The organism is Nitrospirota bacterium, from assembly GCA_026387665.1.
Taxonomy (GTDB): domain Bacteria; phylum Nitrospirota; class Nitrospiria; order Nitrospirales; family Nitrospiraceae; genus Palsa-1315.
Window position 1 is genome coordinate 67652 of record JAPLLG010000003.1, and the last position, 15609, is coordinate 83260.

Annotated in this window: 12 protein-coding genes and 1 tRNA gene; 9 read left to right on the forward strand and 4 right to left on the reverse strand. The window is 56.1% G+C overall.

Features of this window, described 5'->3' with window-relative positions; genetic code table 11:
- The first annotated feature begins 90 nt into the window (after positions 1-90).
- The 6 genes from NT179_01000 (at position 91) to NT179_01025 (ending at position 7998) form a co-directional block, all read left to right on the forward strand.
- Complete coding sequence (locus NT179_01000) at positions 91-354, forward strand: thioredoxin family protein (protein MCX5720594.1); 264 nt, start codon at positions 91-93, stop codon at positions 352-354.
- 15 nt (positions 355-369) lie between these two features.
- Positions 370-531 (forward strand): hypothetical protein, encoded by a 162-nt coding sequence (locus tag NT179_01005; protein ID MCX5720595.1) that lies wholly within the window; start codon positions 370-372, stop codon positions 529-531.
- Between the two features lie 100 nt (positions 532-631).
- Positions 632-3832, forward strand: coding sequence for an exodeoxyribonuclease V subunit gamma (locus NT179_01010; GenBank protein MCX5720596.1), 3201 nt, complete (start codon positions 632-634; stop codon positions 3830-3832).
- Complete coding sequence (locus NT179_01015) at positions 3825-7175, forward strand: UvrD-helicase domain-containing protein (protein ID MCX5720597.1); 3351 nt, start codon at positions 3825-3827, stop codon at positions 7173-7175. Before NT179_01010 ends, NT179_01015 begins: the two co-directional genes overlap by 8 nt.
- A gap of 13 nt (positions 7176-7188) precedes the next feature.
- On the forward strand, positions 7189-7593 hold the full coding sequence (locus tag NT179_01020) for a tetratricopeptide repeat protein (protein ID MCX5720598.1): 405 nt from the start codon (positions 7189-7191) through the stop codon (positions 7591-7593).
- A gap of 18 nt (positions 7594-7611) precedes the next feature.
- Complete coding sequence (locus tag NT179_01025) at positions 7612-7998, forward strand: metallopeptidase family protein (protein ID MCX5720599.1); 387 nt, start codon at positions 7612-7614, stop codon at positions 7996-7998.
- 74 nt (positions 7999-8072) lie between these two features.
- On the opposite strand, the gene lgt is transcribed toward NT179_01025, so the two are convergent.
- Positions 8073-8861: a prolipoprotein diacylglyceryl transferase gene (gene lgt, locus NT179_01030; protein ID MCX5720600.1), complete on the reverse strand. Its 789-nt coding sequence runs from the start codon at positions 8859-8861 to the stop codon at positions 8073-8075.
- A gap of 353 nt (positions 8862-9214) precedes the next feature.
- Between lgt and NT179_01035 the strand changes: the two genes are divergently transcribed.
- Entirely contained in the window at positions 9215-9475 is a 261-nt protein-coding gene (locus tag NT179_01035) for a YtxH domain-containing protein (protein MCX5720601.1), read from the forward strand.
- Positions 9476-9635: 160 nt separating this feature from the next.
- A tRNA-Leu gene (locus NT179_01040) sits at positions 9636-9724 on the forward strand.
- 236 nt (positions 9725-9960) lie between these two features.
- Here the strand turns inward: NT179_01040 and NT179_01045 are convergent.
- Positions 9961-12636, reverse strand: a complete 2676-nt coding sequence (locus NT179_01045; protein ID MCX5720602.1) for an SIR2 family protein — start codon at positions 12634-12636, stop codon at positions 9961-9963.
- 652 nt (positions 12637-13288) lie between these two features.
- Here NT179_01045 and NT179_01050 point away from each other — a divergent pair.
- Entirely contained in the window at positions 13289-13711 is a 423-nt protein-coding gene (locus tag NT179_01050; protein ID MCX5720603.1) for a DUF423 domain-containing protein, read from the forward strand.
- Between the two features lie 79 nt (positions 13712-13790).
- Here the strand turns inward: NT179_01050 and NT179_01055 are convergent, their stop codons facing one another.
- Positions 13791-14639: a hypothetical protein gene (locus tag NT179_01055; GenBank protein ID MCX5720604.1), complete on the reverse strand. Its 849-nt coding sequence runs from the start codon at positions 14637-14639 to the stop codon at positions 13791-13793.
- Between the two features lie 140 nt (positions 14640-14779).
- Positions 14780-15577: a dienelactone hydrolase family protein gene (locus NT179_01060; GenBank protein ID MCX5720605.1), complete on the reverse strand. Its 798-nt coding sequence runs from the start codon at positions 15575-15577 to the stop codon at positions 14780-14782.
- Positions 15578-15609: the final 32 nt, after the last annotated feature.

Below are 15609 nucleotides of genomic sequence, written 5' to 3' on the forward strand. Positions count from 1 at the left end.
TCCACGGAAGGAAGTCAAACAGCTGGAGCGCCCTTGCTTGCTCCCCCGTCAGACCCGATGGTAAGATCGCGCAGCTGTTGGAGGGAACCGATGCCAAACGTTGTGCTATTAATTTCGCCGAGTTGCGGGGCCTGCCCCTCGGCAAAGAGTCTCTGGAAACAGTTGCGCGTCAAATATAGCTTCGGCTATCGCGAAGTGGATATCACCACCGAGGATGGCCGGCTCCTCGCAGACCGGCATTCGGTCAGGGCTGTGCCTGCCAGCATTATCGATGGACGATTGACGTTCGTCGGTGTTCCGAGTCGCGAGAGCGCCGAAAAAGCGCTGCTGCTCAAAATGAAACCGCGCGAGTAGGGGAAGTAGACTTCTATGGTCGATGACGACGACGATTTTGAATTGCCCGAGCTCCCTCGCATCGACAAAGGGCCTCCGCCGGAATGTCCGATGTGCGGCGATCCGATGAAGTTCATCGATGGCGACTGGTGCTGTGTCGATTGTAACGGCGAGCTGTTGGGACCGGAAACCGGCTAGCCCTGTGATCTGTGATGTACTCTAGCGACAAGAAGAACATCATGGCTCTCTGTCCTGTGTCTGCTCATCACCCCTCACCGATCATGCGTCACGGTTCCTGATGCTTCGCATCGTCACCGGGCCTTTCAATCCAGTTCTCGAGCATGAGCTGGTTGAAGACATTCGGCGCTGTAAGAGCGACGATCCTTTTGCTCCCCTCGCTGTCATCGTGCCCTCCGCTTCTCTGGTCGAGCAGCTGAAACAGTCTCTCGCTCGTCACGAGCCCCGATCCTTCCTCAATATCCATTTCCTGACGTTCCACCAGCTGGCCCTTCGTCTGCGCGACGATCTCGCAGCATTGCCTGGGTCCAGTCAGGAGCCTCCACTGCAGTTGGTTGACGATTTCTTTTTCGAGCAATTGGTGCGCCAGGTGGTCAAGCGCAACCTGCCGGGGCTCGAACCACTCGCTCGTTTGCCTGCCTCTCCGGGAACCTGGAAAGGCCTCTGGGCGACAGTGCGCGACTTGAAAGACGCAGTGGTGGCGCCGACGATGGGCTTGAAGGCGCTGACGGAAGAGGTCTTCGAAGAGGAAGACCGGGACTGGCTCCGGTCCCTGTTCACCCTCCATGCAGCCGTGATGGAGGCCTGCCGATCGCTCAGGGTCGGTTCTCCTGATGACCTGGCTGCCTCACTCGATCGGGATCTTTCAGGCGCTCCATTCCTCAAGGGACTGCATCGCCTGTTTTATTATGGGTTCTACGACCTCTCGCAGGTCCAGCTCTCGTTCTTTGAATCGGTCGTCCGCGCTGTTCCTGCCACCGTGTATTTTCCGTTACAGGACCGTCCGGCCTATTTCTTCGCCCGCCAATTTTTCGAGCGGCATCTGCTTCCTCTGGCAGAGACCCATGAAGATCGGAGCGGGGAGGGAGACCGAACCGCAATAGCGGAGCTGGTCGAACTGTCCGTCATGAACGTGATCGGGGTCGAGGAGGAGCTGGCCAGAGTCTGCCGTGAAATCCTGACTCTGGTCGAGGTGAACAACTATCGCTTCGATGAGATCGGCGTCGTGGCCCGCACCCTGGAACCCTATCAAGCCAGGCTGCAATCGGTGTTCGACCGTCATCTGGTGCCCTTCACGACCACGGCGGGCAAACCCCTATCGCGTGAACCATTGGTGAAGACCCTCTTGCGTCTTGCCTCGCTCCCGCTGAACGATTTCGACCGTGGGGCGATGTTGGATGTGGTCACGTCCCCCTTCTATCAGGCTGGTGGCGACGGCTCTACCAGTGTGAATTTTCGACCGGACCTCTGGCGTTCGCTCGTCTATACCCTGGGGATTACGAAGGGGGAGGCGGAATGGAAACGGTTGGGAGAGCCGGCCAGTTCGTCCATTCTTCGCGATGCAGGGGCTGAGTCGGACAAAGACGATCAGCCAACAGCCGGAACGGGCGAGATAGCGCAACTGGCCTATTTATGGGAACTCGTATCGCGGCTGATTCAGGATTGCCGAGCCCTTCCTGCTCATGGATCGGTCGGCACCCTGACCGACGCATTTCAGTCATTGCTGCAATCCCATATTCATGTGCCGGGCCTGTTCGAATCATCGTCGAGCGAGTCAGCCGAGCAGACGGATCTCACCAAGGTCGGTGTACTGATCCGATCTTCTCTAGCCCGGTTGCAGCAATTGGATCCGCTGGGAGGGAGCCTCTCATGGGAGGAGTGGGTCGATTTGTTTCAGCGGATATTGGACGAGACCAGTCTCCCTGTCGAGGAGGAGCGCCATCAGGGAGTACAAGTGCTGGATGCCATGACGGCCCGAGGCAGGACGGTTCGAACGCTCTTTGTCATGGGCATGAACGAAAAGCTTTTCCCCCGCTACGTGCGGGAGGACCCCTTTCTCCGAGACAGGCAGCGAGTCGTGCTGGAATCGACCCTGGGTTACAAGATCGATGAGAAGCTGGCAGGACATGAAGAGGAGCTGTTGTTATTTGAGCTCCTCAGCCGCTCGGCAACTAACCGGCTTTATCTGTCGTACCAACGGGCCGATGAAGCAGGGCGAGTCATGGCCCCTTCCAGTTTCATCGCCATGGCGGTGCGGGATCAACGATTTATCGCACAGCAGGAAGAGCGAGTCCCTCGCAGGTTGACCCAGAGAATCAGTGAGCAGCCGTCGATCCAAGATCTCTTGCCCGCTGAGGAGCTGGCCCTGGGTTGCCTCATGCAGGGCCAGGATGCGCTGCCAGTGCTCGATGCGGTGGGACGGGATCTGCTTCTTGTAGAGCAGGGCCTCGCCACCTTGAAAACTATTGAGCGGGAATCCCCCGAACTTGGTCCGTTCGACGGCATGGTCGGAGCGCCGGCGCCTATCTCATCGTCTGCCAAGGAGCGAAGCTTCTCGCCGACCTCATTGGAACGGTATGCGACCTGTCCCTTTCAGTATTTTGCGGACAAGGTGCTTAAGCTGGAGCCAGTGCGGCGGATTCAGGAGGATCACCTGCCTCCCTTGATGCTCGGGACTCTGGTGCATGAATCGCTGCGGGTGAGTTACGAGCGGTTGTTGTCGCTCCAATGGCCGGATGTGTTGCTACCAGATGTCAGGGTGCAATCAACCGTGCATGAATCAGTGACCGAGACCTTCGCTTCCCATGCTGCGACTCAAGGGACCGGACATGCGCTGCTCTGGACCTTGGCCTGTGAACAGGTGACAGAGCTCGTGACTGCTGCTGTGTCGTCCGATCAGGAGGAATATCTCGCAACCGGATTCCGTCCTGTGGCATTCGAGGCGGCAGCCCAAGGAGTCGTCTCGCTGGAGTCCGATGCGTCGGTGTCCTTAAAGATCCATGGCACCTTGGACCGGGTCGATTACCGGGCTGAGCCTCCGGCGCTCCGGATCGTGGACTATAAGTTCAAACAGGGGAGTGAGATCAGCGCCGTCGATCGCAACCTGGCCCTGTCGGCCGTGCGGGGACTTCGGCTGCAACCGCCGCTTTACGCCAGCATGAATCTGCCGTCGCTGCCGCCTGCGACCGATGTCCAATTGCTCTTCCTAGCGCCTGAGTGGAAGCAGCAGATTTCTCGCTCCACCTTCGACGCGGGCCTCTGGACCAGTCACACGGGGGACATGATCCGAGAAACCCTCTCCACCTTGATTCAAGGGATCGCGAATAGAGCATTCTTCATCCTGCCAGACGGTTATTGCGACTATTGCGAATTTTCCGGCGCCTGCCGTCGCCACGATGCGATGGTCTGGTGGCGCTCCTACCGGTCGCCCCAGGCCAAGGTGTTACGCAAATTGAGAAAGCAGAAGATCAACGATGAGTGAAGCGCTGACACTCACAGACTCCCAGGACCGGTTCCTGGCTGAGACCACTTGGGACCGCAATGTCGTCGTCGTGGCAGGAGCCGGGACCGGCAAGACCACGATTCTGGTCAATCGCATTCTCAATCTCCTCCTGAGAGAGCCGAACCCTTTGGCCATCACGGAGATCGTGGCCCTCACCTTTACCAACAAGGCTGCCACCGAGATGAAGCAGCGGCTGCGGGCGCAGCTCCTTCGCCTGACTGATCAGGCAGATGAGCTGATCGAGATCTTCCGGACCCGGTACCATCTCTCAGCTGAGCAAGTCAGCGACCGGGCGCAGTCAGCGCTGGAGCAGATGGAGAAATCTCAGATCGGCACCCTGCACAGTTTTGCCGCGCACCTCTTGCGCCTCCATCCCATGGAGTCAGGAATAGATCCATCTTTTCAAGAGGATGATGGATCTCGCTTCAAGGAACTGTTTCACTCTTGCTGGGATCGCTGGCTGGACGATGAGCTGGGATCGGCCGGGCCACAGCATGACCGATGGAGACTGGTGCTGGCTGGAACAGGCCTCGACGATCTCCGGCAGTTTACCGCTGCCCTCGCAGGGGATTTTGTAGACCTGGATGAACTGGAACGGCAATGCCGCGCCAGCTCGCTGGAGGGAACCTTGCGTGACTGGATCCTGGCCACTCAGGGCCGAGCCGCCACCATCCTGGCAGAACAGGATCGACCGAAGAGACGGAAGGCGGAGCAAATGCTCGCCGCAGCGGTACGGTCGCTGGAGCTGTTATTGGAGAAGGGGCCAGCCGGGTTCGAGGACCTCGCGCCGGATGAAAGGGCCGTACTGGAGAAGGATCTGGGGAAGGCCCCTGCCGGATGGGATGAGGTCACCTTCCAGGAGGCGGATTCGATCATTGGACTGGCACAACAACTCCTCGCGGTCGACCAGGCCTACTTCCAAGAAGTGATCACGCTGGTGCGCCCCTTCCTGGATCTGGTCCAACGCCGGTTTCTCACCTCCGGGTGGATTGCCTTCGACGGACTGTTGGCACGGGCCAAAACTCTCTTGCGCGACCATCCATCCGTGCGAGCCAGAATCAAACAGGCCTATCGGGCGATCCTGGTCGATGAGTTTCAAGACACAGATCCGGTTCAGTACGAGATCATCCTCTACCTCGGTGAGCGGGCTGGCAGCCATCAGACCGCCTGGCATGAGGTGGATCTGGAGCCTGGTAAATTGTTTATCGTGGGGGACCCCAAGCAATCGATCTATGCCTTCCGTCGAGCCGACATTGAAGCCTTCGAGCGGGTGGTGGAGAAAATTCGAGCAGGAGGGGGAGGTATCTATTCCCTGGTGACGAACTTTCGCAGCGACGGGGCCGTGCTCGATGTGGTGAATAATGTCTTCGACCGGCTCTTCTATCCGACCGAACATGTGCAGCCGGCCAATGAACGGCTGGCTGTCAGGCCGCAACGGAAACCTGAAGTCTCAGTCTCCGGAGCGCAGCTTCGCCTCGTGACGCCGGGAGAGGAGGATGAGGAGTTCGATGTGCAGGCTGCGACCAGGGCTGAGGCGGAAGCGCTGGCTCGCTGGCTGAAGGAGGAACTCCTCGCAAGCACGACCGTCACGGATCGCGAGCGACGGGAAGGGCCGCTGCAACCGGGCCATATCGCCTTGATCTTTAGAAAATTGACCCAGGCCCAGGTCTACCTCGATGCCCTGCGCCGGTACGACATTGCCTATATCACCGACGGGGAAAAACATTTTTATCGGCGGCAGGAAATTATCGACTTGGTCAATCTGCTCCGGGTCATCGACAACCCGCACGATACGATTGCGCTGGTCGGCATCTTGCGCTCACCCCTGGGAGGTCTGGCGGACCGGGATCTCCTGGCCCTCCAGCAGATCGAGGGATTGGACTATCAGCAACGGGAACTGTTGTCTGCCTGGAACCATCCTCAAGCGGAACTGGTTGGGCGGCTGTATGAGCGATTGGCAGAACTCCATCAGCTCGCTCCCTTGCGGCCTGTGCCTGATGCGATCGATCTGATCTTCGATCGATTGCCGGTCCTGGAATTGGCAGCAGCTTCGCTCCATGGTGAGCAAGCAGTAGCCAATTTGCGAAAGACCAGGGACATGGCAGAAGCGCTGGCTGATCGCCCCCATCTCACCTTGACCGGGTTCGTGGATCTCATGATGACCAGGGTCTCGGAACAGCCGGATGAGGCGGAAAGCGCTTTGGCTGAAGAATCGCTGGACGCAGTCCGCGTGTTGACCATCCATAAGGCGAAAGGATTGGAATTTCCTGTCGTCATTTTGCCTGGTCTGCACCAGAGCTCCAAGAATCTCCGCAAAGGCCCCTCCATCCATCATGATTGGTCGAGCCGGTGCTATAGCCTCCAGATGGGAGGCCGCTCGAATCTCGGCGCCTTGCTCGTAGACATGAAGATGGCGGCGCGGGAAGAGGCGGAGCAACGTCGGCTCCTCTATGTCGGCATGACCAGGGCGCGCGATCTCTTGGTCTTATCCGGCGGCCAGACCAGCAAGCCAGGCCATGACACAGTCCTTTCGTTGCTCGGAGAGGCGATGACCGACGAGGCCCTTCCCTCGGAAGACAACCAGATCTGCATCGGTACGAGCCGACTTACTCGTGTGATCACGCAAGCCTCTGTGGCAGTGAGACGGCGCAGACAGGAGCCCCTGTCCGCGATGGTCCAGAAGCCGGCTCTTGGTCCGATTCTCATTCGCCGTCAGGCCAGAAAGGTTGAATGGGAGACTCGTCGCACGACGCCACGACGACTGACCCCTTCAAGCCTCCCGGGACACAAGCCAGAGACCGTTGCCTCTCGCGCTGGGACAGGGCGCGAGGCAGACCTGTCCAGACTGATCGGAATTTCCGCCCATGCGGTACTCGAGCAGTGGAACTTCACCAGACCTTGCACTGAGATCAGGCCGGTCATCGAGCAGGCCATTCGTCGCACTGTGGCCCGGGACCATCCGGAATTGCTGGCAGCAGTCTCGGAGGAACTTACGGTACTCTTCGAGAACTTCCTCTCTTCCGAGCCTTACAAAATACTGCAACGGGCAACGGTGCTCGGACGGGAAGTGCCCTTCGTCATGTCTGTAGGCGAGGGCCAGACGATGGAGGGAGTGATCGATCTGATTTACCGGCTTGACGACAGGATCTGGATTGCCGACTATAAGACTGACGATGTGGCTGCAGAAGGTGTGCCATCGCGAGTGAATCGCTACAGGCCTCAAGCGGAAAGTTATGCTCAAGCTGTCGCGAGTTCGTTAGGATTATCGTCTATCTCGTCTCAGTTAATATTTTTAAGGTCTGGCGTTGCCGTTGATATCTAACAGGAGGCTGCCAATGAATGTCAGATCGATGAGTCTGTTCCTGCTGTTCTGTCTCACCGCTTGCACCAGTCCGATCACGAAACCGCCGACCGTGTTACAGGCTCCCGCGGGCATGCCTTCTGCCATTGTGACGCAATTGGAACGGGGCAACGCCTTATTTGCCGCTCAGAAATGGGCGGAGGCGGAAGAGGCCTATCGTCAAGCCATTGCGGCCGCGCCGACCTTTGCCGAAGCGCACTATAACCTGGCTACGGTGCTGTATCGGGCAGGCAACAAGGTCGAAGCGAAGAAACATTACATGGAGGCGGCGAATCTGGCTCCGGGGAATAAGATCATTTGGGATGCTCCGCCATTTCGCGTGAGCAACTTCAATGATGATCTCAGCAAGAAGTCCTATTTGGATGCCAAGCCTCAGTAGCCATCACGAGGAACCAGCGTGACAGGATCTCGCCAGCCTTTGACTGTCTCGCCGGAAGAATTCGACCGATGGATTCAGGAGGCGCTGGCAGGACTGCCTGTCCCATTTGCATCGCTGGCTGACGAGGTCTCTATTGTGGTCGAAGAAGAACCTTCAGCCGAAGTCCTGCAAGAATTTGAGTTGGAATCGGCAGACGATCTGCTGGGTCTCTATCAGGGAGTCTCGATCGACGAGACGTCCTTCTTTCAGCCTGCCGGTGAGTTGCCTGCCCGTATCGCTGTCTATCGAGGCCCCATCCTGCGTCTCTGCCGGACAAAGGACGAAGTCATTCACGAGGTCCGCGACACGGTGGTCCATGAGCTGGGGCATCATGTCGGGTTGGATGACGAGGATATGCCGTACTAGCAGGCTGCTGAAAAATGCCGCCAGCTGGGAAACGATGAGCGGTGAGCGAGGAACGATGAGCAAGGAAATCCTTGCTAGGCCTGTCGTGATGCGCGGCGTTGATAACCGAGGGCGAGCATGAAAACTCCCACGACGATCATGGGGAGAGACAGCAGCTGCCCCATCGAAAAGGAGCCCAGGATAAATCCGAGATGGGCATCCGGTTCACGAAAGAGCTCCACGACCATCCGGCAGAGTCCGTAGCCTGCGATAAAGCTCCAGAAAATCGTTCCCGGCGGCGGCAGGGCCTTCGCGATGACCCAGAGCAGCGTAAACAAGAGCAGCCCCTCAAGGCCAGCTTCATAGAGCTGCGACGGATGGCGGCAGGCAGGCCCTCCATGCGGGAACACCATGCACCACTCGACATCGGTCGCGCGACCGTACAACTCTCCATTGATGAAATTGCCGAGCCGCCCGAACCCCAGCCCGATCGGTGTGGCTGCAGCAGCCAGGTCCGCGATGGTGTAGGAGGGAATATGCTGCCTGCGGCTGAACCAAAAGAGGGCCACGATGACGCCCAGCAATCCTCCGTGGAAGGACATGCCCCCTTCCCAGACCGCCAGGATCTTGACCGGATGTTGCACATAGTACGCAAAATTATAAAAGAGCGTATAGCCGACCCGCCCCCCGATGAACACCCCGAGGGCGGCCCAGATGACCATATCGTAGACCTGATCCCTGGTAAGGGGCAGGCCCTTCGACTCAACCCTCCGCACAATCAAAAAATAGGCGCTGGCCAATCCGATCAGGTACATCAAGCCGTACCAGCGAAACTGCAGCGGACCTAGTTCGAAAAAAACCGGGCTGATGTTGGGATAGGGGATTGCGTGGAACCAGCTCATGCATGCCTCATGTGAGAAGTTGGCAGATCATAGGTGAGGCTCCTGTCCATTGCAAGCGAGGGAAGGCTTCACGGAAGCTGCTCGTCCTGACCCTTGCCAGGAGCCAGTTTGGGCCTGGTCGATTCCGGAGTTGTTGGTTTTCTGTCACGCCTGTGTCCTGGCCTGTGAGGAAAAGGCCACCAAAAATTAGGCGATTCTCATCGGGCGGGCAGTCTGGTGAAGAATTGTCCTGCATCTACGCGGTTTCTCCTGTGGCACGTTTACTGCGTAGGCACAGGGTATGATCGGGCAAGGAACCGGAAGTGCAGCCCTCATTCAACCGTAAGGAGGTTCACATGTCGGACCAGGGACGTCAGGTGGCAAAGGTCGCAGCGTTGGTGGCGGGCGGTGCGGTGATCGGAGCGGGGATCGGGCTGCTCTTTGCGCCGCAAACAGGCGCAGAGACCCGTCGCGATGTCGGTCGCTACGCGAAGAAGGTGCAATTGAAGGCGACGAGGTTGAGCCGGTCGGTGCAATCAGGCGTGAAAGAAGTGATGGATCGCAGCAAGTCTTTGATCCAGCGGGATAGTCTGCGACCGCAGATCGAAGCAGTCTAGAGCGATCGCCTCGTCAAGAAATCTGCTTCTCCGGCAGTCTGCTCCAGCCATGGGGCAGACTGTCGGTTCGCCAAACCAGCCCTCACCGCGATGTTCCCCTTCAGGCTTGCGGCCCTCCTCTCCTTCGTGGGATTATCCCAACTCCTTGCCAGAGTGGAGAGGGGATGTGGCGAAATTGGCATACGCACAGGACTTAAAATCCTGAGGTGCGAAAGCACCGTGAGGGTTCAAGCCCCTCCATCCCCACCACCGTTCACATACTTAGGCTGTGCCTCTCATATCTCGACTCCTCACCTATCCCCCTGCTTTGCCCTTTAGCTCTTTGATTGCCGCAACTCCCGGCTGGTCATTGTGGTCGAGAGAGTTGAGGGGGGGGGAGGCAATGCCATACTTGAAGGTTGTACGCGCTAAATATGCTAGCGGACAAGGCCATCATCAAGATGATTCGGGCAGGTGGAGAGCTGGGGCACCACGAAGATGGAGCTCTACTTCCTTGTTTTTTTGGCCTTTTTAGGCCGCTTAACTTTTGCAGCTTCCACGAGTTGCTTTGTGAGTTGCTCGACCTTTTGCTTATACATGTTTTCATTTTTGGATAAAGCTTCGAGCTTTTCGTTGAGGTCGTCCCTAACCTCCTGTTCAACAGACTCCTGGATGCTGAAATATTCCTTGAGACTTTCCGGGTCCCTGTGAGAACGCTTCAACACTTCGTTTCGAGCTTTATCTAGCCGCTTGATCAATTGCCCTCCGGAGAAGGTAACTTTCAGTGCGTCGTGCTCCGCCTTAGACAAAACCCGAGTGCTCCCAAAAAGTTTTTTCCGAACTAACGCGATGGACCCTGGCAAAGAATAGGCAATTGAATTTCCTTGAAGTATCGCGCTCAAGACATGTTTGCGTTTGCTGTGCTGGAATACCATTCTCGAGTCAATGAATGAGGCCCAAGCTGAAAGAGGAAAGGTCGGAGGCCTGCCCCATTTTTGTGGAGCCTTTAGGAAAACCCGTTCAAAAACCGTTTCAGACGAAAGAAACCACACATCATCAGAATAGCCTTTTTCAAGCTGCCTTTTCCGTTGACCGTAAATGTGCAAGAATTGTTTCGCTTCATGTTTATTCAAAGCTCGATTACGCATTGCACCGTGGAGCCGTTTTCCCCACTCTTCTTCAATGGCCTGCAAAACATCAGCGTAAGCAATAAGATCTAAATTTTCCGCTGGCACCTTCTCCGCAACTACGCCATGCTTCGCTAAAAGTTCGTATATTTTACTGTCACTATATGACCGTAGATAGTCTCCCCATTTTTGAGTTTTGCGCTGTGGACAGTTTATGTAGCCGTCGACAAAGCAGTTACTGCGCTGACCGGAAATTGATCTATATAGCGACAAATCCTCCAAGTCATTCCGATATACATCGTAAATATCTTGTGCCACTTTTCTGTGCCCTCGTACCTCCTCAAGGATGTCCTCGATTGCATACAAGCTAGCACCAGATTTTTTGGTCATCGCTATAAGCGAGGCGACCCAGTCATGATTACTGTGCTCCCGAACAATTAGTGGCAAGAGAACATTGGCATCAAGATATAAGTGATATTGAGCTATGCCTTCATGAATAAACTTAGACGCAGTTGGGTCGAGCTTTACAGAGTTGAGAAGGAAAGCTGAGCTCAATAGTCGGTAGATATAGCTTATTTCGCCCTCAGCTGGTTTTTCAAAGATCAGGCGGAGGAGTTCCTCCATCTGGCGTCTAGTCTCTTCACCTTCAAAGTGCTGGGCAACAACACCTTGAATATCAAGCAGTCGTATTTCTTCCCCAATTCCTCTGTGAATCCACTCGGCCATGCTATGTCCATATTCCATACACAAGGATTGAAGGACTTGTTCGAATTTCAGGAATAAATCTGCATTCAGAATCAGCCCTGACTTCATCAGCCGTTGCGTTATAGAACATGTAAATGCGGTTCGCTCCTCATCCCATTCGGTACTTGCCTTCCGGTAGAGTTGATTAATATGAATGGCGTTAACACGGAAAACCTGAGGGTCGTCTTCTGGTGTAACCAGTTTAAATTCAAGGAGCTCTTTCAGTACTGCCTGTGCAAATGTGTCCGCCCAAACTGGGCCGAGGTCAAGCAGCGAGGCAATAAACTGCGACACCCAGGCTTCAGTTATTGTGGCTCTCGATCTTAGTTCTGGCACAAGAATGCTCAGAATAGTCTTGGCGAAAAGGTCTTCCGTCTCTAAGCCGTTGATAAATTCACCAAGAGCTAAAAGTGCCTGCCTGTCTTTAGCTGGCACAGCATAATGCGGGACAGAGCTAGGAGTGGTTGAGCTACGTCCCACTTCAACTTGGGTTGAAAGGCTGATAAGCCAGTCTGAAAGCTGAGACCATTCCGCGAAAGGTTGGATAGCGGTAATATTCGATGGCAATGCCGGCATGGGCTGTCCACTAAGGCCAACAAACCATGACTGGCGAGGGAATTGACAATTTTTAGAAAGGAAATCGAAAGCGAGCGTGATGTCGGGGTCTCCGTAGGTATAACCCAAAAATAAGATGGAAGCATTCTGTAGAACCGAGAACAATGCCAATTTTAGAGCTATTCCCCTGTCGCCCTGCAACATAACTGTGTAGTCAGTCTTAGACAAAATGATGAAGGGACCTCCCTTTGTAACCTCGCTATGATCGGGAGGTGACATGTCATCTATGTCACCGTGCAGCTTAAGAACAAACTGAACGTCGTGACTGCCAAGGGCTGTTGGGATAAGTGATAATTTTTCAAGCGAATTAGTGAGGTGGTAACTTGTACTGCCACATATGTCTTCGAGAAGACGATCATAGTTTGTGGTGATATAACCTCTCAATTGAAGCTTCTTAAGCGCATCATGAACGGTACTGTTACTTTTCGGTTTCAGCGCCTCTCTCAGCAATAGGAGGATATCTTTTCTATTCGTCGCCATTAAGAGTAGATCCATGCACTCTGGTAGGCGTTTATCATTAAGCAGCAAATTAATTGTGGCGAGATAAGCTTCAGCTATTTTCCCATTTTGGGACAAGGTCTGAACTAAATGTGTTATCAGTTCAAGCCAGCTGGGTAGCCCAGCATTGCGTGACAGACCAGCACCAGCGAATATCACACAGGTCCGATTAGCAATAGCCCTCACAATGTCCTGCATGAGACCTCCTGCATCTTCATCAGTTAAAACAGCACTCCAGTAGCTAGAATTCTTCAATGCTACAAGGTGCGACTGATAATGTCGAGAGCGATGAAACCGTCATAGTCTATCCGTGCTACTCTGACCATATAGATCAAGTGAAGCGGGGGCCTATGGCCCATGAGCCCTCAGCTGCGCAGTCTGTCGATTCGCGACAGATTGCAGGTGAGCCTTGACCCATCGCCGCCCTCAGCAGTCGAGAGGGTTACCCAGTGAACCTGGTACCCATGCGACTCCCAAAAGAAGAGCAAGGAGCGTATCCGGTGATACCCGCGTTTCTGCTTTCGGCTCCATTCAGGTTTTTGGTGGCTGGTAGCGCCTTGGATCGAACGAGATACGTCTTCCATTGGTCCCCCTTGTTCAGGACATAGCAGCCAGCTGCTTTGCCCGTACAGGCAGGCGAAGGGGGGATATGTGGGACAATCGAGGTGAAGTCTGGTTAGATAACTTCTTGAAACGAGAGGATTAAGCACCTATAGTGCCCGGTAGTACGAACTGGTGGGCGAACTTAAAATCCTGAGGTGCGAAAGCACCGTGAGGGTTCAAGCCCCTCCATCCCCACCATCGCAATGCTCCCCCTGCGTTTCACTGAATGTCCACCAGCGGAGGTTTCATGACCGGCAGATCGCCCTCTCAACGATTTTTAGTGCTGGGAGCGGGTTTTGCGGGACTGGCGGTTGCGGCCGGCGCGTTCGGCGCCCATGCGCTGAAAAAGATTCTGGATGAGCACAGTCTGCAAGTCTTCGACACCGCCACCCGCTACCAGATGCACCATGCCTTCGGACTCTGTATCGTGGCTTGGGCGATCGATCGCTATCCGGGGCAACGGCTCGAACAGACCGGCTGGCTCTTCACCATCGGCATTTTTCTTTTTTCAGGCAGTCTCTACGTGGTGTCTCTGGCAGGGGTTCGCTGGATAGGCGCCATTACACCGATCGGAGGGGCGGCATTCCTGGCAGGCTGGCTGTTGTTGGGCTGGCGAGTTTGGCGGACTGCGATACGCGAGGCGGGGGATGGTTCGAGGTCCGAAGTTTGAGATCTTTAGAACTTCGAATCCTAAACTTCGAACTTAGGATCGCGCGCTTTTCGCCAATCTTGCGCGCTACTGCGTTACGTTAAGGCGTGCAGCTGGCCGATCTTTTTCCACTGATCGAGCCCCAGCCGCCTTGGGAATTCACGAAGGTCCCTTCGAGACGCTGACCTTCTTTGCTGAACTGCAGACTGTCTTCCTGGACTTGGCCGTCGATCTCCCACCGTAAGTACACATTGTCGCCCAGCACGATCGTTTCCACGAGACCTGGAGTCGGTTGCGCCGCGCCGACCGGGGGAAAGAGGAGCGAGAGTTTCTGCTCTTGATGGTGCTGCTGGTGATTATGGATGATCCATTGCCAGGTTCCGCAGAGTCTGGTCTGCCCGCGAATCCCGCGCACCAGATCCTTCCAATTTCTGATCCGGTCCCATTCCTGATAGCTGGCCTGGAGCGCTGCCACTTCCAGGCGGACGGCTCGTTCCACCACTTCCGCCTGATTCCCATTGGCCCATTCAGGGGAGGCGGCGGCATCGGATAGTTGCGTCAGTGAATCATGCCAGGAGGCTTTGCCCTGTTGATCGAGCCAGGTCAGAGGCTTCGCCGTTTTGGAGAGCCGCTCGGTCACAGAGGTGAACTGCCGGTTTTTCACGGCTTCTCTGACAGTCGAGGCAAGGTGCCAGGCGGCCAAACTGCCGATGAACCGATGGGTCGCAGCAGTCAAATCCGGCACCAGCAGTTCTTTGGCGACCTTAACCGGCAAGGCGCTGGCGCCCAGGGTTCTGGCCGCATCGCCTAGTTGAAGCGCAGGACCGATCGTGGTCACGAACAGCGCGATGGCATCCTTGTCCGACTCCAGCTTCACGAGCCGATCGGCCTGGGGCTGTATGACCGAGGGGAAATCAGGCGTGCCACTGGGAAGGGATTCGTATGCCATGGCGTTGAGCCAGGCTCCGAAGAAAGAGGCGGTCACGAGGAGAAGGACAAGCCAGATTCGAGCCGTGGCTCGTCGAAACGATCGTACCTGCTGGCGCATCGCGCGATTCTGTCGTTGAGACAATGTCATGGGGAGCCTGATCAGGTGCCTTGGAAGCAGGTCTTGAGAAACGCGGCGGTGGCTTCCCAGGCTTCTGCCGTTGCATCAGCCCGATAGCTCTCCACCCGTTGCTCATTGCAAAACGCATGGGGAGCATTAGGGTAGGTCTTGATCTCGACGCGCTTCTTATGTTCGGCCGCAGCGGCGCGCAGCCGGTCCACGTCGCCGCTGGGCACCCATTGATCCTGCCCTGCCTGGTGATAGAGCAGGGGAGGGTACAAATCTTTGATCTCGGTGGCGGGCTGCGCCACCCGCCCGTAATAGGAGACCGCCGCCCGGAGCCGTTTCCTCTGACAGGCGAACCGGATCGCGTAGGACCCGCCCATGCCGTAGCCGACGACTCCGTGGATGTTTTGCTTGATGTGGTCGCGCGTATTGAGAAACTCGCAACAGGAATTGATGTCTTGCAAGACGAGCGTTTCGTTCAATTTGGCCATGAGCGCATCCGCGACTTCTGCATTCGCCGTCACCATGCCGCCCAGCCGTCCATACAGATTGGGAATGATAACTCCGTAGCCTTCGCAGGCCAGTCTGGCGCCGAGATCCTTGATCTGCGCGGTCAGTCCCCATTCTTCATGTAGGAGGACGAGCCCTGGATAGAGGCCTTTCGGCTGGGGCCAGAACTGCACACATTCGACATGCACATGTTTCGAGACGCGGGTCTGGATGTAGGGATCGACCGCGGCATCTGTCAGAGTCGGAATGGCGATGCCGCTCGGGAAGCGCGCGGTGCCTGTGCCAATTTGATCGAGGGTAAAGGGGGCGATGGTGGATATCATTGCGGCAATCTCTTTTCCATCAAGGCTTTGCG

Coding starts and splice junctions, on each gene's coding strand:
- NT179_01000 (MCX5720594.1), top strand. CDS start 91: ATGCCAAACGTTGTGCTATTAATTTCGCCGAGTTGCGGGGCCTGCCCC.
- NT179_01005 (MCX5720595.1), top strand. CDS start 370: ATGGTCGATGACGACGACGATTTTGAATTGCCCGAGCTCCCTCGCATC.
- NT179_01010 (MCX5720596.1), top strand. CDS start 632: ATGCTTCGCATCGTCACCGGGCCTTTCAATCCAGTTCTCGAGCATGAG.
- NT179_01015 (MCX5720597.1), top strand. CDS start 3,825: ATGAGTGAAGCGCTGACACTCACAGACTCCCAGGACCGGTTCCTGGCT.
- NT179_01020 (MCX5720598.1), top strand. CDS start 7,189: ATGAATGTCAGATCGATGAGTCTGTTCCTGCTGTTCTGTCTCACCGCT.
- NT179_01035 (MCX5720601.1), top strand. CDS start 9,215: ATGTCGGACCAGGGACGTCAGGTGGCAAAGGTCGCAGCGTTGGTGGCG.
- NT179_01045 (MCX5720602.1), bottom strand. CDS start 12,636: ATGCAGGACATTGTGAGGGCTATTGCTAATCGGACCTGTGTGATATTC.
- NT179_01050 (MCX5720603.1), top strand. CDS start 13,289: ATGACCGGCAGATCGCCCTCTCAACGATTTTTAGTGCTGGGAGCGGGT.
- NT179_01055 (MCX5720604.1), bottom strand. CDS start 14,639: ATGGCATACGAATCCCTTCCCAGTGGCACGCCTGATTTCCCCTCGGTC.
- NT179_01060 (MCX5720605.1), bottom strand. CDS start 15,577: ATGATATCCACCATCGCCCCCTTTACCCTCGATCAAATTGGCACAGGC.